The sequence below is a fragment of the Bacteroidetes bacterium GWF2_43_63 genome (assembly GCA_001769275.1).
GTDB lineage: Bacteria > Bacteroidota > Bacteroidia > Bacteroidales > DTU049 > GWF2-43-63.
On sequence record MEOQ01000050.1, the window covers coordinates 50709 to 71922 of the forward strand.

11 protein-coding genes are annotated in these 21214 nt (G+C 45.6%); 8 read left to right on the forward strand and 3 right to left on the reverse strand.

Features of this window, described 5'->3' with window-relative positions; translation table 11 throughout:
* Positions 1 to 49: 49 nt before the first annotated feature.
* The 3 genes from A2W93_14215 to A2W93_14225 form a co-directional block, all read right to left on the reverse strand.
* The gene (locus A2W93_14215) at positions 50 to 460 is read right to left on the reverse strand and encodes a hypothetical protein (GenBank protein ID OFY52495.1); all 411 of its coding nucleotides are present in this window, start codon (positions 458 to 460) and stop codon (positions 50 to 52) included.
* Positions 461 to 502: 42 nt separating this feature from the next.
* Positions 503 to 2986: a hypothetical protein gene (locus tag A2W93_14220; GenBank protein ID OFY52496.1), complete on the reverse strand. Its 2484-nt coding sequence runs from the start codon at positions 2984 to 2986 to the stop codon at positions 503 to 505.
* Positions 2987 to 3053: 67 nt separating this feature from the next.
* The gene (locus A2W93_14225; GenBank protein ID OFY52497.1) at positions 3054 to 3530 is read right to left on the reverse strand and encodes a hypothetical protein; all 477 of its coding nucleotides are present in this window, start codon (positions 3528 to 3530) and stop codon (positions 3054 to 3056) included.
* Positions 3531 to 3656: 126 nt separating this feature from the next.
* On the opposite strand from A2W93_14225, the gene A2W93_14230 reads away from it, so the two are divergent.
* Genes A2W93_14230 through A2W93_14265 form a run of 8 tightly spaced genes read left to right on the forward strand, consistent with a single transcriptional unit; the run spans position 3657 to position 21214 of the window.
* The gene (locus A2W93_14230; protein OFY52498.1) at positions 3657 to 4232 is read left to right on the forward strand and encodes a hypothetical protein; all 576 of its coding nucleotides are present in this window, start codon (positions 3657 to 3659) and stop codon (positions 4230 to 4232) included.
* Complete coding sequence (locus A2W93_14235; GenBank protein ID OFY52499.1) at positions 4225 to 5121, forward strand: hypothetical protein; 897 nt, start codon at positions 4225 to 4227, stop codon at positions 5119 to 5121. Before A2W93_14230 ends, A2W93_14235 begins: the two co-directional genes overlap by 8 nt.
* Before the next feature lie 5 nt (positions 5122 to 5126).
* Positions 5127 to 17375 carry a hypothetical protein gene (locus A2W93_14240; GenBank protein ID OFY52500.1) on the forward strand — a complete coding sequence of 4083 codons (12249 nt, stop codon included), beginning with the start codon at positions 5127 to 5129 and terminating at the stop codon, positions 17373 to 17375.
* On the forward strand, positions 17372 to 19387 hold the full coding sequence (locus A2W93_14245; protein OFY52501.1) for a hypothetical protein: 2016 nt from the start codon (positions 17372 to 17374) through the stop codon (positions 19385 to 19387). Before A2W93_14240 ends, A2W93_14245 begins: the two co-directional genes overlap by 4 nt.
* Entirely contained in the window at positions 19377 to 20066 is a 690-nt protein-coding gene (locus A2W93_14250; GenBank protein ID OFY52502.1) for a hypothetical protein, read from the forward strand. The genes A2W93_14245 and A2W93_14250 overlap by 11 nt, the downstream gene beginning before the upstream one ends.
* 44 nt (positions 20067 to 20110) lie before the next feature.
* Positions 20111 to 20584 carry a hypothetical protein gene (locus tag A2W93_14255; protein ID OFY52503.1) on the forward strand — a complete coding sequence of 158 codons (474 nt, stop codon included), beginning with the start codon at positions 20111 to 20113 and terminating at the stop codon, positions 20582 to 20584.
* On the forward strand, positions 20575 to 20913 hold the full coding sequence (locus A2W93_14260) for a hypothetical protein (GenBank protein ID OFY52504.1): 339 nt from the start codon (positions 20575 to 20577) through the stop codon (positions 20911 to 20913). The genes A2W93_14255 and A2W93_14260 overlap by 10 nt, the downstream gene beginning before the upstream one ends.
* The gene (locus A2W93_14265) at positions 20897 to 21214 is read left to right on the forward strand and encodes a hypothetical protein (protein ID OFY52505.1); all 318 of its coding nucleotides are present in this window, start codon (positions 20897 to 20899) and stop codon (positions 21212 to 21214) included. Before A2W93_14260 ends, A2W93_14265 begins: the two co-directional genes overlap by 17 nt.

A 21214-nucleotide genomic window follows, 5' to 3' on the forward strand; every position in this document is an offset into this window, starting at 1 on the left:
AAGAAAGAAGTGCTTCGCACATCGTGTTCTTTTTTTTTAAAACAAAAAATTATTTTGAATTATCCCGAATCTCTTTTTCGGCTGCCTGAATTCCCAGATCAATCAATCTTCTCATCGTGTCGTTTATATCCATCCGCCACACCCCGGAAATTCTCATCATCCGTTCATACAAAAAAAATGGAATTCTTGCGCGCGGCTGAAACATCAGAGACTCCTTACGCAATCCAAGCCGATAAAAACGCTCATAGGCGGGCAACCAGAGCGTATATAGCTGTCCACTGTAGATTATCTCCACCAGGATCTTTTTCTCCTCGCAGACCCACGTATTTACGATTTCCGCTCCCTCGTAACTTTTGGTGTATCTCCGAACTTCAGTAATACCGCTTGCCGTGAGCCAGCATTTTATACCCACGGTGCTTCTATCAATTTGGCTGTTTTGAACTTCTAATTGCCTTATCATGCCATAATGTATTGATATACAGAAATATAACTTAACGTCATTTTAGCGGCTTTTTCTTGTATATTTTTCAGAGAAACTAATCTCCATCTCAGGAGAAATATACACGTCGCCCATCGGGCCGCAGATCATCAGGATGTGATACTTTGCTGAGAAACCAGATCTTTGTGTCTGAATATTGCGCCACTTCAGTTCCGTGGATGTTCCCAGAATATCAACCGCCGAATTCATATACCAGCTTTCACCATCAACGGATGAAAACAGAAATATACCAAGCGACTTTCCACTGGCGACAATTCCGGATCCGTCGGCAAAAAGCTGCTCAATCTTCGTATAGATATCCGCGGCCTCTCCCTGGAATGGCTGACTGATAAATACCATCGGCCGGAACAATTCCGGTTCTGCAGCAAAGTCCGTAGCATAAACACCCGTGTAGGTTGTTGCGCTGACTTCCCCCAGGATATAAAGCTGATTGGATCCATTCCGGAGTGCGTAGGTCCGGCTTCGACCATAGAGAAACCTTCTGTAAACAACACTACTCTTTGTCCATACCTGATGTTTGAATGAATAGATCCAGGAATATGCGAATGATGGATTGGAGATAATCAACTCGTTTTCAATCGGATCAAAACCCATAATACAGGCGGTTGTTCCTCCGATGCCAGTCATCCCCCCGATGTAGGAACTAAGCTTCGTGGTTGTCAGGAGGCTGAAGAACGTCCCGAAGTTTGCGCCGGTCGCGATGGTGTTGAAATGCGCGTTGGAATAGATCTTCGTCTTGAAATCCAACCCATCAATCAGCTGGCTGATGTACTGAATATCCTGCCCAGCCATGGCGCCGATGCCCTTTGATGAGGCAAAGAGAATAATATTCCCGGCCTTCGTTAATGATCCCGCACTCGAGAGTCGATCATCCGATATCGGAGTGATGGATGTGACAAACATGGCTCCGGATGGATCTACATTCATAGCCCAGATGCCAGACTCCGTGAAGGCGATCAACGGATATGATCCGAACTGGCCAGTTGATACCGGCATTGCATTCTCACTGATGGCGAGGACCCTTGAGTTTCCAACCTGATAGGAATTTAGTGCCGGGAAATAAAACACATTGTCGACCGCGGACGCCTGAACACGGTTTGGGTCTTTTATGATGTTGTCTTTAGTATTATCAACCACTGGTCCAGCAGAAGTACCACCCTTCCAGTTAATAGTAACGCCCTTAAGAGATGCAAATTCGACACCCCCGTATGGAATAAATGGATTACCGCTACTTGCACAAACAAACGAATAATTGTGAAGCGCATGGGCCTTCATCTCTAAACCAGCCAAAGGACAATTAAAATAAGTTAAAGCCCCCAACCAATCCTCGATAATTCTAACCCTGATTGCCCTGTTGTCTGGGTATGTTATTACGGGAAGCCATGCAACCTGCGACGTTGCGTTGTGTGAAATAACATCAACATTAGCATAATCACATAGTGTTATTTTTTCACCACTTGAAGATTGAAGCGTTATTTCAAGCTTTAATGAATGTGTGCCAATCGACACACCACCACCACACTTATCAGTTGGGTATGTAAACATTTCCGCCGTCTCTGGATCACGCAAGGATGTTGAAACGTCTGCCAATAGTAACCGATTGTTGTATATGTGGTTATGGTTTGCAACAAATGCGTGATGAGAAAAATTATCAACCGGCATTTCATCTCTGGTTGCCATATCCGTGACGTCTCCCGGATATTGATATGATGGCGTGACTGTATCAAACTGTAAATTACTATTCATTAGTAGCTTGAAATCCGTGTACACGCTTGTATTGTTTTCCACAAGAGACTTGAAGTCGTATTTATATAATTCTAAAAAAACCTGTTCCCCATAAAAATAATCAATATTGAGTTTTTCAAGATCGTTATCCTCTTTCAGAACTGTGTCATGAAGAGGGTCGGTCATGTAAAAGTTTACAGATTTTATAATTTTTCCAAACAATGTTTTTTTAAGCATAAACGCGTTATTCCTTGCATTGTTCAGGATGCGCGCCATTACAAACCCTTTATAAAAATTATAGTTTCCGTTGTATGGATCCCCCCACCATCCAGCTCCTATGTATGCGTAAATAGGCCGACTATGCTTAATGATTTCCCCGTAAATTGTTTCGAAAGCATACACTATCAAAACCTGCCCGTAAAACTCACCCTTCTTTTTGGCGGTCGTTAGGTTTGTTTCATGATCACTCATTCCACTACACGCCACGAGCGGTGTGGCGGTCAACTCTGTATATAACTGAATATCAAGGTTTATTTCAGATGTATCAATCACAAGATATGTTTCATCCGTTGCGTCCCAGATACAATACTTCCGATACATATCCGTAACCGATGACACGATCAGAATATTTTTGTACTGAGTGAATATAAAATCAGTTGAAACAGCATCAAATATTGGATAGGTCACTCCCGCTGGATCCATGTAGCCAACCGACAGATTATTCTCCTCCCAGAAGATAAAATTCTCCCGGTCATCCAACACGTGAACAAACAGAGCATCAGCAGATAGTGTGTGTTTCTTTACCGGCGGAACAGATCTCCACGCACCATCATCGAGCCTTGCGTTTATTACCTCCGACATGTTTCCCGCCGGACCCTGCGCGTTTGGTTGACTTGCCACTATTCCGTTCAGGCTTAATTTCTTTTTCATTCTGTGTGGGTATTTTTTGATATGTTATCTCAATTGTCTTGGTTTCAACCTTGACCTTTAGCTGCTGGTTTAGGTTTTCAAAGAAACCGACATCGGCTGTTTTGGCTCCCAACTTCGGACGGTTGATCACACCCTGGGAGACTGCAATGATATTCCCAAGGGTGTTTGCGTCGAATGCTCTTTCTGTTGCCGTCTTTAATTTCTGCAGAGCCTTATCCCGGATCTCATAGGCCAGTCTTGTTGCGTTGTCTTCGAGCTCCGTCATTCGCTCATCGGATAATGGCACAATCTCATCCGACTCCAACACCATTAATTCGTCCAGATTGGTAACCTGAAGTTCTTTGGTGTCATTTTTTGCTTCCGTTTTCTTGCGCATAAAACATTGTGTTCGACAAATGTACGCTGGTTTGATGTGATTTTTGCAGTTAATAACAACAATATTGAATATAATTGATGCAATCACCTTATTATTGCGACGTATTTTCGGGGAAAATTTACAACCATGCCCCTCCCATTATTAGCTCTCGGAATCGGCGCTGCCGGATCACTTGTCTCGGGGATCTTCTCCGGACGACAGAATAAGAAAGCGCTTAACGCGTCACTCGGCGCGCTTGACACTGTTCAGGGTACTGCGGATAAGAGGCAGGCTGAACTTGATAAGTGGTATTCGGATATATCCAACACTCCCGCACTACAGAGCAAAACAGCAAAAGCCCAGATGACAAAGCTGATGGACTATGTTCGCGGAAGGAGTGAGCAGGGAAAGGCCCAGGCTGCACTAACCGGTGGATCCGACGAGGCGGTTGTTGCAAACAACACTGCGATGGGTCAGACCGTCGGTGATACAGTGAACAGCATTGGAATTCAGGATGAGGCACGGAAGGATGCGGCAAGATCTGAATTCAATCAGCGCCAGTCAGGTATTGACAGCGTATTAAACAACCTTGCAATGGCACGCGGGAACATCCAATCGAATTTCCATCAACAGAATGCGGCCAACTGGTCCAACGCCGGCGGAAACATTGGTGACGCGGCTATGAACTTTGCGTGGCTTGATTCAATGAAACCAAATGAATAATCACATGCCAGATCCAAACGAAATAACCGCAAACCTCGACCTGTTTAAAACTCCGGTCCAGGCTGGCTCAGGTCAGCAACAGGAAAAAGAGCAGGAGGATTGGTACGCACAGCTTGAAACCCTCCTTGAAACAACCAAGCCTAAGTATGACACAGCATCCGAAGAAAGACTCCGCCGACTTTCAAAGGCCAATGCCTACGGTGAAGGATTTCGCGCAATCGGGGATATGGTTACTGCCGCAACGAAGGGTAATGTCGAAAGGAGACAGCCATCACAGATACAACCATTCGTGTTCAAGGGGTTACAGGACCTAAACACCGACTACACAACAAGGCGAGATGCATATACCAATACCGTCGCTGGACTCCGGATGAAGAAACAGGCCCAGGATGATGCAAACAAAAAGTGGGATGAGCAGCTTGGAATTTACAAGGGCAATCAGGACATGCAGCTGCAGAAGCAAAAGGACATGAATGAGTATAACGCCGCCAGGGTATCGATGCAGCAGGCTAAAGCGGAACAGGATAAAGCCTGGAAAGACTATCTCAAGACTAAAGATGCGAAGGCTCTACAACTTGCATACGCGAGACTGAATAACGACAACGAGCGCCTGAAGCTTGCTAAAATGAAGCTTGCTGCCGATCCAACGATGTCTCCGTATTTACAGGATGATGACTTCTATATTGGATATGATCCACTCGAGGCGCCAGAAATTCCAGAGGATATCCGCGGGACCGATGCTGAGATTGGTTATTCAATGCAATATCTGACCACACTCGGATTGAGCCCTGAGCAATATCAGCGCGAGGCCATCAATATGCTGACCAATCAGTATAATCTATCCGTCCCGGATGCAGCCAAAGTAACCGAACAGTTCATAACAAAGTAAACACTATGCTTCCTGATAACGATCCAACCAAAAACCAGCAGCAACGTACAGTTAATTTTGATGAGATCCAGAAGGGCGCCAAAATGTACGGCGGCGGCCAGACAACACCCGTTCAAACTACATATTCGCCACAGGTTCCGGTGATCGAACAGCCGGATGGTGGTGATGAAAATATTGGTGGAGCCCTCAAGAATAAGCCGGGAATCAATCCAGCATATAAAAACTACAAGCCTAAACCTAAGCCGGAGCCAGAACAGGCAAGCCCATTAAACTATGATTTCGGGTTTGATCCTAATGCATTGCTTGAACAGAAGTCTGAGACAACCCAGATGACCGCCACACCTCAAACAACTCAGGCGGCCGCCAATCAGGTCAAGGGTAATCAAATTCTTGCACAGCCAAACATTGAAAAGTCTGAGCTCACTGGCGAAACCAGAGATGCAAACAAACGGATATCGGATGACTTTGAGTCCATTGTTTTGAATTATGGAGTGGGAGATGATGCCTTCCAACGTTTCTCAGATTACCTCATCCGGACTCAAAAGATGTCTCCGGAGGATGCTGAAAACCTTGCTAATCTTACATTCGCAAAGGTGAACAGCCCCGACCGGGTTACACTCACAAAGCCGGATATTACACCGGAGCAATTTCTTTTGAACCAGGATGCTCAGTCTCAGTTTGCAATTGCAGACTATTTACAGCAGATTGATCAGCGACTTACAAAGCTGAATTATTCAGGAGTCAACGCCGCCGGCGCCGCAAAACAGGAACAAGTTAAGGGGTATCAAAAGCAGGAATTCACTCCCGGAGTATTTGATAACGGATACATGACGACGGATAAGGTCCGCGAAATGATTGATGTTATTCCCGCCATGGGAGAAGCCGGAAATATGGATGCAATCACCATGGCGAAAGTCCATGCTGCAAACCGTATTGATCAGTTGAATGTTGATCAGGCTACGAAAGACAAGTATAAAAAGATGGCAGAGGATCGGCTGAGTACAATGGATCCAATTCTGGCCACCGAATGGGTTTTACGTGACCGTCTTATTGAGATTGAAACAGCGCTGTCTATTCCTCAGAATGAAATATTTTCGAACCCAGAGGGTGTGAAACAGAGATTACTTGAGGCTGGGCTGCCAAACGGGGAGGCTATATTTGATGAGCTTGCAAATATTGGAGCTGGTCTCAAACAGATTGAAAAAACCAAAGAAATCAAAGCAGCGCCAAAGCGCGGTGAAGAAAGCGTAGGAGACTTTTTCCAGTACTTTGCTGACAACGGAGAGGAAGCCCTTGCGGATGCACTTACACTTGGCCTGTATGGTTATGGTCAGACTCAGGATGTCAAAAATCTTGTTGAGCGTGGAACTGGACCGAATGCCTCTGATGCTGACAAGGCTGCCCTGATGGGGTATATTTTCAAGGATGAGGCTGCAAAGAATAATCAGCTGTCGTGGGTGTATAATACTGGCGGTGCTGTCAGTGAAATGGTTCCGTTTATGCTCACATTTGGCGCTGGACGAGGTATGGCAAAAGGGATGTCAAGGGGCGCAACAAAATACGTCATACAGCAGACAGAGAAAATAACCACGAAGATCCTCCCGCGTATTGCTGGCACTGTGACAAGCGCCTCAATAGAAGGAGCGTTTTATACAGCGGTTTCCCCCGCATTCCTTGAGTCGTATGCCAATCGACAGATGAAGGATGTTGTTTTCTCAACGAGCCCTGATGGTAGTATCACCGCTGACTTTTCAAAGGTTGAAGATCCAATCACCTCCGCATATAAAGCTGGTGTAAGTACCTGGCTTGAATTCTCAACTGAGGGTGTTGGTGAACTTTTTACCGGCGGCCGGAAGCTTGTTATGAGCGAACTCAATAAGCGGATCGGTAAAAACATTCTGCAGAAGTCCGGGGATGAACTGGTCTCCTTTATGTCAAAAGCAAAGAGTGATCTCAGATGGGATGGTACTTTGTCAGAGTATTTCGAGGAACTTGTTAACGGTATTGCCGCACCTATACTCACAGGCGAAGGCGATGTTTCTGACTTCTTTGAAAAAGAAAATCAATATCAGCTTATTACCTCAATCCTTTTAATGGATGGCGCTTTCAAAACCGCTGAAGCTTCAGCCAATGGCGTTTCGAACATTCAGAATGCAACGAACAAGCGCGCATACAACAAGGCCGGAGACGTGTTGGTTCAAACGATGGGGCCGGATGACGCGAATCAGCTTCGTGATATCATGATGATTGATGACGTTGAAAAAAGGGAACAGGCCTTCATTGAAAACGGATATCTCACCCCTGAATCATCCATCGATATAAACGCAGGAAATAAAATCGACAGCCCAGAGAAAGCATCCGCATTGATTGAATTCGTAAAGGCTGCATCAAACTACCAGATCTCATCCGACTTCGAAATTCAGAAGATCGAGGAAGATCTTTCAAAGGTCGTAAACAAAGAGTCCGGCAATATCGTTATTGCTGAGGATGCTGAGGGAGAAAACTACTTTGTCGTCCAGCGTTCAATGAAATCCGTTCTGGCTGTCAATATGGAAACCGGCAAACCTCAATGGAAGTCAGCTGACTCTCTCCGGATAATAAGCGACATGCCGGCAGATAAGTTTGCACAGGGCCACGCCCAACAGCAGGAGCAGGAAACGGAAGCGGAAATTTTACTACAGGAGGAAGCACAACAGCAGGTTCAGCCAGAAGCCCAACCGGAAGCACAGCAACAGACACCAGCCTATGTTCCAAAACTGCGCGACAGGCACACAATTGATGGCAAGGAATATTATGTCGCCCAGATGGGTGATGGAATGATCCAATTAAACCCCGTTGAAAATCCTGATGGACTTGCAGCGCCGGTCACAATTCCAGAGCAGCAATTGTCCGAGATGGTTGCAGCACAACAGCAGCCGGTGGTTGAAACTCCCGTTACAACAGAGGGTTCTCCCGTTACAACAGAGGGTCAGATCACTAATACAGAGGGTGAACAACAAGCCCCGCAGCCGGTTATCAAGCAGTTTGGAACGAGTGACGGAAAGGTAAACGTCGACTTCACCATTGATGAAAACAAGATTGCAACCAGCAATTCAACTTACGACTCAGAGGCAGACGCACAGAAGATAATTACCAAACTTGCGCCCAGATTCACCGGGAAACGAGAATTCACAGTTGTTGACGTTTCTGATCCGAACGATGTCGATGCACCAAATGAGTACCGGATTGTTTCTCATCCGATCCAGAAGGCCCAGGCCGAACAGGTCCAGCCGGTAGTTGAACAACAGCCGGTCGCAGAAACACCCATTGAACAGCAGGCGCCAGTCATCGAGCAGCAGCCCATTCAGGAGCAGCCGAATGAAACCTTGACACCTACAGCCGAAACCTTGACACCTCAGCAGGAAACCCCGCAGGCGGAAGTAATACAACCGGAAACAGAACAGGCTCCGGTTATTGAGGTTCCGGAAAACACATCCTCCCCGGAAGAAATTACACAACAGGAGGCCGTCACAAATACCAACCCAACTGAGAAACAGAAGGAGGCCGGTAATTACAAGAAGGGTCGCATCGAAGTACAGGGATTGAATATTGCTATTGAAAACCCGAAGGGATCAGAGCGCTCAGGCGTTGACGCCAATGGTGAGCCGTGGAGCACAACCATGAATAATACCTACGGGTATTTCGAACGGACAGAGGGCAAAGATAAAGACCAGGTTGACGTGTTCCTTGGTGATGATCTTATAAGCGAAAACGTGTATATAATTGACCAGCTGGATAATAACGGCAATTTTGACGAGCATAAAGTCATGCTTGGCTTTAACAGCTCAGCTGAGGCCGTTGCTGCATACATGGCAAACTATGATGAAGGATGGACCGGTTTCGGCGCAGTAACCGAAATGGAGATGGACAACTTCAAAGACTGGTTGGGTGATGGGAAGCGCACTCATTTACCGCTATCGTATTCTCCCAGTGTTGGCAAAGCTACATCCGAGACGGAGTTTATTGACTATGTGATAAAAAACTCAGCAGATCCTTCGCAGATATACCAGGCGTGGCAAATGGAGAATGATCGACTGCCGTATAACACTCTGAAACCATGGCAACAGGCCCTTGCCGATGGTGGTTATAAGACCACTCAGAAATCATTTGCAAATGTCTATGATCCGGAACAAATAACCCAGACCCTCGCGCGGATGTTTTTCAATAAGAAGGGAACACCCCTTGATGTTATTGCCATGGGGTTTGATATGGAAGGATCACAGCAGGATGCGGAGAAGATTGCCGAGTTTATGGTTGAATTGTCCCGCTCTAATCCTAAGAACAGCGCAAGACGCATGGCCCTTGCAGAAAAATTCCGGACCATTACGGGTGTATGGCCGAGTCAATATCAACGCGTTTCATCCAAAAACAATATTGAAGTAATTGAGTCGTTTTTAAAAAGATATACCAGCGATAAGTCGATGGATCTTTTGAGCCGACTTGAGTCCGTCAGAAACGAATTAACCAATGACAATTATGAAACCATCAGACACCTCATCATCGACTCCCGAAATGGACAAATCGAAAAGCCAGTATTTCAATCCACCCAAACCGAATCCAGTGGATCTGAATTTAATCAGGAGAATCAGAGCAGCGTCCCAGATGATCCGGGAGCACGACCAGACAGCAATGAAGGAGAAGAAGATTTAACCGAACTCGAGTCTCCATTCCACGCTGCCGATAGTAATCTGTCTCCGCAGTCACGTCAGCGAATACAGCAGATAGATAAAGAGATTGCCGCAGCCAGGGCGCGATGGAAGGTTGCGGTAAACGAGCGCGATAAGCACGCGAAAGAATTACAAAATCGTGTTAATCTGTTTGGTGTTGACCAAGAGGGTCCGACCAATCAGATCGGTATGTTTGATGACGTTGAATCAGACACATCGTCGGAGAACTTTCAGGCGGCAATGGCCCCCTATCAACGCAAGGTTGATGAGGCAAAGAAATATATTGACAGCCTTGAAAAAATTCGTGGTGAAATAATTAGCACCGACGGAAATAATCTGACGTTATTCCGCTCAAACGCACTTGAGCAGATTGTCGCTGCGGCCGAAAACGATATTGCCTGGCACCGTCTTATTCAGTCAGTTGCAAACGACTTTGCAAAGGGCTTTGGAATACCAGTCCGCGCAATTTCCAATATGAATGAATTGCCCGACAATGTAAAGGAGGAACTTAAAAAAGCAAAGGCCGCAAAGTCCGACTTTATGATTGATGGATTTTACAATGAGACGTCCGGGAGCCCGGAGGTCGTCCTTATTCCATCAAATATCAGCGACGTTGATAAAGTCAAAACCCTGATCGCGCACGAAGTTGTTGCACATCATGGCATGAGACAGTTGTTTGGAGAGAAATTCGACAAGCTGTTGACTCAGGTATATAACGGCATGTCTGAGGAACAACGAGCCGAAATAATTGATATCAACAAAGGCTATTACTCCGGCAAGCCACAGGCAATTGCTGATGAATTCCTTGCGTATTCATTCGAGGATCTTATGAATGGCACAGCCCCGACCTGGATGCAGAGTATTTGGGCCGAGATCAAGCAGATGGTCAGAGATCTGTTCAATGCTTACGGTATTCCATTCTCAGAAACAGACCTGCGCGTACTGGCAGAGAAGTCAAAACAGAACCTTATTCGCAATGCCGCAAAGCAATCGGTAGTCGCTGGTCAACCAATGTTTTCAATGGCTGGTGACAACGCCATCAAGAATATGGATGAAGCAATTATCGTCGAGGAGAAGAAGGTCGAGGCACTTCAGATGAGTGTACTTGGTTATGGCGCTAACGAGATCAAGCTTGTAACCGGATGGGAGAAGGGTCCTGATGGAAAATGGTTTTATGAATTCAGTGATCGCAACTTCACCCTGAAGGGAAGCAATGTAAAAAGCATCATTCAGGATATATCTATCGACTTTGCGGATCCATTGGATCCAGAGCCACGAAAGGTTAAACTCTCTGACGTCATCAAGGCCCCGGAACATTTTAAGTATTACCCTAAGCTGGCCGACATAACCGTCCGAACAGAAAGTTATGGCGCAAACATCAAGGGTGGTTTTGAACAAGAGACCCAATCAATTGTCATAAATTCAAACCACAACTGGACGCCCACTGAATTACGTCACACATTACTGCATGAAGTACAGCATGCAATTCAGGGTATTGAGGGATTCGAGCCCGGTGCATCCATGGAGGCGAGGACTGATGCAATCAGTCAAATTGATCAGGAAGCGCGGTTGTTGATCGGGAAGCAAGAGGATCTAAGCAGGTGGAAAAATCGCAATGTATCTGATCGCGCAAAAGCATTGTCCGAAATCAATGATCAACTCAAACGCCTTGGCAAAATCAGGCAGAGACTCGCATTTGAATTGTCGGACAACGATGCTTACAGGGTTAAGCTTGGAGAGGTAAACGCAAGAAATGTAATCTTCAGGGATGAAAAGAGAAATGAATTCGCTGAGAAATTAATAAAGGATGGAGTAAAACCGGATGAGGCCATTGTTATTGCTGACAACCTTGTTATGGCGCAGCCATTCTCTGTTACGTCCGTTATGTCGGGGATGCAGTTTCCGGTATCGATGGATCACACTCTGTATCTGAATGCTATTGTTGAGACTGGCGGTGTTGCGATGGATGCAACAGCCGAAGCTATTCCGGAAACCATAACGGTTGATGGCGTTGAAAGACCGACCCGCAACAGTGACGGCAAGGCAATTCATCCAACCATTTCCGGTATTGAAAACTTTTGGAAGTGGTTTGGAGATAGCAAGGTTGTGGATGAGTCTGGCCGGCCGCTGGTAGTAAACCATGGCAGCCTTAGTAATTTCACTGAGTTTGATATTGAAAAGTCTGGACAATCAAACGATATTGCAAAAGTTGGCTTTTGGTTTTCGTCAGCTGAAAATTTCGGGGAAAACTTTGCAAAAGAAATTTGGTACGGTGAGGGAAATAGTCCGGTAGTGTACGACACATATCTATCAATCAAAAACCCTAAAATATTTACAACCGACTCGGTTGATCCTAAAGCCATATCTGATATTCGATCAAAGATAGATGCTGCGGAAAATACTATATCGAAGCTCAGGAGCAAGTGGAGTGAGTATTATGGAAACTGGCAAGAACTTGAGGCGTTTAATCTCTCCGCTTATGGACGGATTGATGACACAAACAGGGATTATTATTCAGCCAGAACAAAAGGGAGTGCTGCGGCAATGTCTGACGGACTTCAAGCAGCTGAGTATGTGAAAGAATTGTCGGTGCTTAAAGATAAATCTGACGAACTTCATTATTCCGATGCGTATCAGAAGTTTAGAACCGATGTTTACAAAATAGCCGGGAAGGGGTCGAGGGATGCAAACATCGGCGGACTTGGAATGTCTTTGAATAATGCAGGCGAGGTTGTAAAAGAATATGTCGAGAATCTTAAAAATGATGGATATGATGGAATAGTTATCAAGGGAACATCCTTTGACAACGGTGCTGCAGGAGGGAATAATGATCAATTTGTCGCGCTTGATCCCAATCAGATCAAGTCTGCAACCGGTAACACCGGCGCCTTTGATCGGAATAAACCGCAGATACAATTCCACGCATCCACAAAAACCCCATCGCCAAAAACCTACCAGTCTACAGTCGAAACAGCACTCAGCAAGATCCAGCAGAATAAAGCGCTGCCGGCACAATGGAAGGCTATGCTGATGAATTCCGGAGCGAAGCCTGCAGAACTTGACTGGATGGGATGGGATGATAATTTCAATGAGTCGGGAAAAATATTCACCAGAGAGGATATTCAGAAATGGGTCGATGAGAATCGGGTGGAGATTGAGGATATAACCAAAGGGGAAATTAGACCAACAATTGATCCTAATATTAAAGTGTGGGAGAATTGGGCTAAAAGTAAATATCCGGATGCTGAGAATATTGAAGTTGTTCAAAATGCATCTTCGGCAACACAATTTGGCTACAATGTATTAGTTGATGGCAAGATGGTGATACAAGGTGGTGCTCAGACGTATGACTACCAGTTACCCAAATTGACCGACGCAAAATATTCAGACTACCAACTCCCCGGCGGAGACAATTACAAAGAGATGCTGTTGACGATGCCCGTAAGCGTATCGGGGAAAATAACGGCAATTAAACACGAAAAACTTAATGGTGATCAGTATTTATATTCAATTGAAAGGGATGGTGAATATGAAGGGCTTCAATCAGCTATATCCGAGACGGAAGCAATCAAATTGTTTAAAAACAGAATAGCCACAAAAGAGGAAAAGTCAGCTTTCAAATCCTCCCATTTCAACGAGCCAAATATCCTTGCGCACATCCGCTTCAACGAGCGAACAGATAAAGATGGAAACAAGGTATTATTCCTTGAGGAAGTACAGTCTGATTGGGCGCAGAGTGGTAAAAAAGAAGGATTTAAGCCGAAGGATTTCAAATGGGATACTCAGCTTGGAAAGGATGCAGTTGCGGCAATTAAAGACATGAATAATCTTGGTTTTAATTCATGGCAGGAAGCTGCAAGGCAGATTTCAAAAGATCCTGATTTCGTGCAAACCTTTGATATTGACCCAAAATACATTCAGTTGCTTATCGATTGGAAAGCGGCCGCAAACATTGAAAAGAATGTTCCGGACATGCCTTTCAAAAAGACTGACCAGTGGGCCGGACTTGTTATGCGACGCATGATCCGCTATGCAGCAGAGAACAACTTCGACAGAATTGCATGGACTAATGGCGAACAGCAAGCCGAAAGATATGATCTTAGTAAGCAGGTTAATGAGATAGTGGCTAAAAAAGATAATAACGAAAACTACGCCTTAGAAATAGAATATAATGGAGGCGGGAAAAGAAGGGTAACAGTTGCGGAAAAAGATCTTGAAAATACAGTAGGCAGGGATTTGGCTAAAAGAATCATTGATGATTTCAATATAGGTAAATACAACTTTCCGGCGCGGAAATCAAATGTTTATGCAGGCCTTGATCTCAAGGTCGGTGGCGAAGGAATGAAAGCCTTTTACGACAACATTATCCCCTCCATTGCAAACAAGATCGGAAAGAAATTCGGCGCCCAGGTGCAGCCTGTGGAGCTTTCGGAAATCGGCGAAGTGAATTCAATTCCTGTAACCGACAGCATGAAAGACTCCGTGCTGGATGGCGTTCCAATGTTCCGCGCTTCATCCGGTCCACGTCTCCCGAAAAACCAGAAGATTGTCCGTGGTGCCGGAAACAGACTCCGCATGTTATTTGGTGACAGAATGCAGCCGGTGAAACTCCTGCAGGATGAAGTTATTCGCAGGGGTGGAAAGATTGATACATTTTCCAATGCCTACGATCAGGAAAACAGAGCCCGTTCCCGCGCGATGGCTCGTATTGAAAAGCTGAGTGATAAACTACTTGACCCCATTGAAAAGAAGATTGTCGAAATAATGAAGGGTAATCGTTCACTCACATTCCAGGATATTGAAAAATATCTGATTGCCAAACATGCGCCAGAGAGAAATGATTATTACCGGTCGAAGAACACGGATGAAGATCCAAACAGGGTTTATTCCGGCGGTATCATTTTACCGAAAGATCATCCCATCCGCGAAGCATATTTGCAGGCGCAGTTGGCGTCAAAGGTCAATCCAAATACATCAACAGAGGAATTCAATAAGATCAGCGACGAGCTGAATGAAAAGCTTGACTTTGATGGTGTTCCTCTTGACAATGATGTTGCCAACGCCATTGCCGCTGACTATGAAAGCAAAATCGGGAAACAGAAGGCTGACGAATTAAGCGTGTTTGTTCACGATATGAATGCGGCGGTGCTTGATCTGTATCTTGAATATGGTGCAATCAACGAGGAGCAGCACACCGAACTGTCAACCCGATGGAGTAATTATGTTCCTCTCCGTGGATGGCGCGAGGATGGCAAGGATATATTCGACTGGCAGCAGGGACACGGTGGAAATTCAAATATGCTGAAATCAGCTGAGGGCCGTATTTCCGAAGCCGACTCACCACTGGCCTATATGGAAAATATGATGATGTCCGCAGTCGTCTGGGGTGAGGATAACAAGACAAAGCAGGCGTTTCTCAATATGATCCGCAAGAACTACGACAAGAAGGATGGATTGTTTGAGGCGAAAAAAGTCTGGTATGTGAAAACCGGTATCATTGACCCTGAAACCGGTCTGGAAAAAACAATCGAAACCACAGTCAAACCTCCGGACGCTCTATTTGAGGCCGACCTTGTGACAACTGAAGTGGCAAGCGAATACAAGCGACACCTGCCGGGAAGTATGGCCGAACAGCGTGAGGTCGAGGTGCTTGAAAATGGAGAGAAATACATCATCGTTACAACCGATCCGGACGTTGCCAATGCGATCAACCACAATAACGATATGTGGCAGGATGCATCCAGGGTATCACAGAGGACCGTTGGGCGCGTGACTCGTTTCATGTCCTCCCTGATGACATCAAAGAACCCGGCCTTCATCATCCCGAACTTAACGAGGGACTTTGCCTATGCTTGGATCTCCAACGCATCCGACAACCAGGGAACATCCTTCGTGCTGAATATGCGCCGGGCATCCGGAGCCATCACCAGAGCGATGAGTGGTAAAGCTCAGCCCGAGAAATACGATGGCATTACCCGAAATCGCTACTACTACGATAAATTATATGCTGACTTTATATCCGGAGGTGGCCGCACCGGTTTCCTTCGCAATATGGAGCTTGATAAGATCAAGGTCGAGATAGAGCGCGACATATCAATTTTGTCAAAACCACTTAAACCACGCAACGCAGCCATACATGTAGGTCGTTTTTTGAATAAAACATTGGACTACATGGCTGGGTGGTCAGAGGATATGTCAAGGTTTGCCACATACATTGCTGCCGTAAAGACAGGAAAGAGCGATTCTGAGGCGATCAAGGCCGCAAAGAACGTCACGGTCAACTTTGACCGGAAAGGTCAGCTTACGTCATTTCTGGGGGCTATGTATGCATTTTTCAACCCCGCTGTTCAGGGTGGTCTCAACTTCATGGGCCTTGCAAAGAAAAACAAGGTCGCGATAACAACCGCCTCAGTGTCATTCTTTGCGCTTGGTTACATCATGGGCGCGCTTAATCGGATGATCGGCGGAGATGATGATGAGTTTGGCAACTACTACGAAGCGCTTAATCCATACCTCCGGAAAAATTACCTGATCATTCCGACATTCTGGGACGACGACGACAAGTCATTCATTTCCATCCCGCTTCCGCCAGTGTTCAGATCTTTCTATGGCATGGGCGAACAACTGCACAGCGTTGTCAATGGAGACAAGTCGGTTGGTGGCTATGTGGCCGGCAGCTTATCTGACTTCGCCAACAGCTTTAGTCCCTTTGAACCAGGACAGTTGATCACCGAAAACGGCGGATTGACCATAAGACCATTGGTCCCAACGTCACTTCAGCCAATGTTTGATGTGTGGGTGACCGGGAAAGACTTTACCGGCAGAGATATTCGCAATGCAGGTTTCACAAAGAAGATTGATGACCTGACTCCGAATTCAATGCAGGCGAAGAAAAACACCGGGGAGGTTTATCAATGGATTTCAGATCAGCTGTTTCAGCTTGGCGGTGGTGATCCTAAAGTTAAGTCCCTCCTTAGCATCGACGATGAGGGTGGTGTTTCAAAGGTCCCTGGTATTGCGGACTGGAACCCATCCAATATTGAATATCTGATTGAGTCGTACCTGGGAGGTAGAGGTCAATTCTTTAATCAGTTATTCAAAACATCGGACGCCATTGTTGACGGCGCTATTAAGTACACCAAAGGCGAGCAGGATGGTGTTTTTGATGAGGTCAACGCAAACATGATCCCCGTGCTTAATCGGTTTATCCGTCAGCCTTGGAGATCACAGTATGTTGATCAGTATTGGAAATTATACAATCGCTATGAGGAGATTGATAATTACGAGAGAGCCATGTTTGACAAATGGTACAAGGAAAACGCCGACATGTATTCTGGACTGGATCCATCGAAAAAGAGCGACAAAAAATCCCTTCTTACCCACTTTGAAGCCGAAACAAACCTCAATGTCAACCCATTTTTCATGGATGACATAAAAGAGGCTTCTAAAACATTGAAGGATGTCACGGATGAAAACGAACGCCTGAAAATACAACGAGAAATTTCAGAGAAATATTTTGACACGATCATTAAACAACAAAAACCATGAGTATCAGGAAAGTAACAGACGAAATCAATCTGCGGAGATATAGCCGGGCGGCGCAAATCAAGGGTAAGATTAACCTCAGTAATTCAGTCCCGGCAAAATCACTGGATGACACGGGTGACAACCTTCTCTTGTTGCAGCGGTGTGAAAACTATTGGAATGCACTATCTACATTCAGGGCGCGCGCAATGCGGTCGTTCAAATACTACCGTGGTGAGCAGTGGTCGGACGCGATGGAAGATCCAGAAAACGCCGGGCAGTTCATCACGGAGGGTGAATGGATTGCGCGACAAGGACAGGTTCCGCTTAAAAATAACCAGATCAGGCAGCTCATCAATAACATCATCGGCCAGTATCGAAGCGCACCGACCAAAACAATTGCAGTTGCCAGAGCGAAGGAAAAGGCAAAGGAGCAGGAGATGATGACCAATGCGTTGCAGTATGCGCTTGGAATAAACATGACAAACGAATTGGATGCGCGTATGTTTGAATCCTTTCTGATGTCCGGTCACGCTTCACAGAAAATTCGCTTCAAAAATTGGAAGGAAAGAAATATCGATGACCTGTTTATTGAGAATACCAACCTCTTTAATCAGTTTTGGAACACCAATATCAGCGACCCGCGAATGCATGACCTGAAGCTTATTGGAGAATTCCATGATTATAGCGTTGATGAAATCATAACCATTTACGCTAAGACTCGCGCCGATGAAAAGAGAATCCTTGAGTATTACAGTTCGCCATCAAACACGTCCGATCTTTCTGACATGGCTCAACGCATGGATCGTCGGCAGCTTATGAATAATTTTCTCACGCCAAACGATATGGATAAGCGTCGGGTATATGAGATATACGCTATTCGCACAGACTGGCGCATCAAGGTGTGGGACCCAACGGCGTTGTCATTTACCATTCTATCCGGGAAGGGAGCTGAATCAGAAGTCAAGCGCGAGAATGAGAACAGACTTCGCATTGGAGCCCAGCAGGGATTGTCCCCGGAAGAAACCCCATTGCTCACATTTACAGAATTCAAAGAGCCATACTGGTATTGCAAGCATTTGACATCAAGCGGCCAGGCGTTATGGGAAGGTGAAACACCCTACGCACATGAGGAGCATCCATACATCCTGATGTTGCACCCACTTTTAAACCACGAAGTTTGGGGATTGGTTGAGGATATTATTGATCAGCAGCGCGCCATCAACCGCTCAATGATTATGATGGACATGATGATTGGCGCCAGCGCAAAGGGTGTGCTCGTGGTTGATGAGGAAGCTGTCAACGCAAACAAGATGGATCTTGCCGAGATTGCATCCGCATGGACGGCCCATAATGGCGTTGTGACCATTAAACTCACCAAGGGTCAGAACATCGACAGTGTGATCAAGCAGTTCAATGGTCAGGCACACATGGCCGGACTATCTGAATATCTGCAGGTACAGATGAATCTTATTCAACAGATTTCGGGTGTTGGTCCATCCATCCAGGGGCAGCGCGCGCCATCAGGCACACCGGCCAGCCTTTACGCCCAAGAGTCGCAGAATGCATCCATGAACACCATGGATAAAGTAAAGTCATTCAACAGCTTTATCCAGCGCCGTGACCTGAAAGCAATGAAGGTGATCAAACAGTTTTACAAGGAGGAGAGATATCTTGCTGTTACTGGCAAAACATATACCGACGCAATCAAGGTATATGAGCCTAAGTTGGTCCAGGATGTCGAATTTGATACAGTGCTCACTCAGTCGGTTGACACTCCGGTTTATCGCAATGCCATTGACAGCCTATTAATGGATCTGCTCAAGAGCCAGATGATCAACCTGAAAATGTTCCTCAAAAACACTTCACTCCCGTTTGCTGAACAGATGCTTCAGCAGATCGAGCAGGAGGAAGAAAAGGCAGCTCAGGGAGGAACACCCGATATGGCCGCTATTCAGCAGGCCGCCGGACAGGGCGATCCGAAGGCAGTGGAATTGTTACAGAAAATGATGGGAGGACAGCAAAATGCCGCTTAAACCACAGGTAACAAAATTGAATTTCAATGAGCATATTGCCGTTGAAACGAAAAAAAATATCGTAGTGATACATCATTCTGCGGGATGGGATAACGCCAGGGGAATGTATGATTGGTGGCGCAATGACAAATATAATGGGGTATGCACCGCGTATGGAATAGTTGACAGCGGTGAAATATTTGAGGGGTTTGATCCGAAGTTTTGGGGGTACGCTATTAATCCGGGCGGCGGCAATGTACCAGCAAAATACAAAACCAAAGCACACGATAAGTTTTTGAATTCTCAAGCTGTCCAGATTGAAATCTGCAACTGGGGAGCTCTAACAGAAAAGGGCGGTAAATTATATTCGTGGTCTGGCGCCGTGGTTGATCCAAGTCGGGCCATATACTACAAAGATGGTTTCCGTGGCTTTAAGTGGTTCGAGAGATATACACTGGCGGAGATAGAGTCTTTAAAAAACCTCCTGTTATGGTTTCATACTGAATTTGGAATTTCGCTTGAGTATCATGAGGATATGTGGGACACAAGCACGCGAGCGCTTGACGGAGAGCCTGGAATATGGGCGCATGTTTCGTACAGGCCTGACAAGTCCGACGCTCATCCGCAGCCTGAATTAATTGAAATGCTCAGAAGTCTCAATACAATAACACCGGGCCGAAGCACAAGCAAAGATATATGAAAAAGGTATTTCAAACAATAGTTGATAAAGGCCGTGGCAATTGCATGCAAGCAGCTGTCGCAAGTTTGTTTGAGCTGCCGCTTGAAGATGTGCCTAATTTTATTGAATTTGAAAACAATGAAAAGTATCCGGATACAAATCATTTCATTGAGATGCACAAATTCTACAGGGGAAAAGGATATGAAGATGGGATTACCTATATCAATCGAAAAAAAGATGATTCCCTTGAATTGATGATTAAAATTGCAAAGTTTGATGGTGGTATAAATGGATATCTTGACGCTACGGTAAAGAGCCAAACATTTGAAGATGTTTATCACTCCGTGGTTATTGATACCGATTTAAACATTGTGCATGATCCAAATCCAAATCAATTAGCGCTGAAGCTTACTCCTGATGATGTTGTAGGATTCGTTGTAAAAAGTGATTTCATAATTGGGAAAACGGGGGCGATTTTCACACAAGAGGAATGGGGAAGTTTGCCGGCGGAAATTAAGGACCAAAACATATGGAAATGAAAAACATTCTAACTCTCATTCTGATAGCACTCATGGTTGGGTTGTTGATAAGCGTTGTTAGCCTCCGGAGGGATGTAAAAAGTCTCCCGGAGGAGACAGCGCGACAAATCAAAGATTCTGCCGACGCTGAGAACGCTAAGGAAAATGCATACCGGGACTCACTGTTCCGGGTGGTTGATAATATCGACCGAAAAGACTGGAATAAGATCAATAACTACATTACAAACAAGTATGAAACGAAGTTCAATCATATTGATAATGCTTCTTACACTGACCTCGACAGCTTTTTCACAGTCAAAATGGCCGGGGTGGGTGAGCATTGCGAGTGATACGGTTTATTGTTTCACCGCACCACAAGCGCGAGAGCTCTGGCGAGTATATACGGAGCGCGATATGTGGAAGGAAAAGACCGATTCGGCCTCTGGGGTTATTGCGCAGCGGGACACAATTATCTTGACTCAGGAGAAAATAATTAAGTCCTATGAGCGCACAATAGCCAACGACAGCATCATTCGGCAACAGGATGCAGCGCTATATTCGGCGATTGAGAAGAAATTAAAGCGACAAAAGTTATTCACGCGGGGATTTCAGGGGTCAACAATTTTGTTGCTTCTATTGCTTCTATTGTGA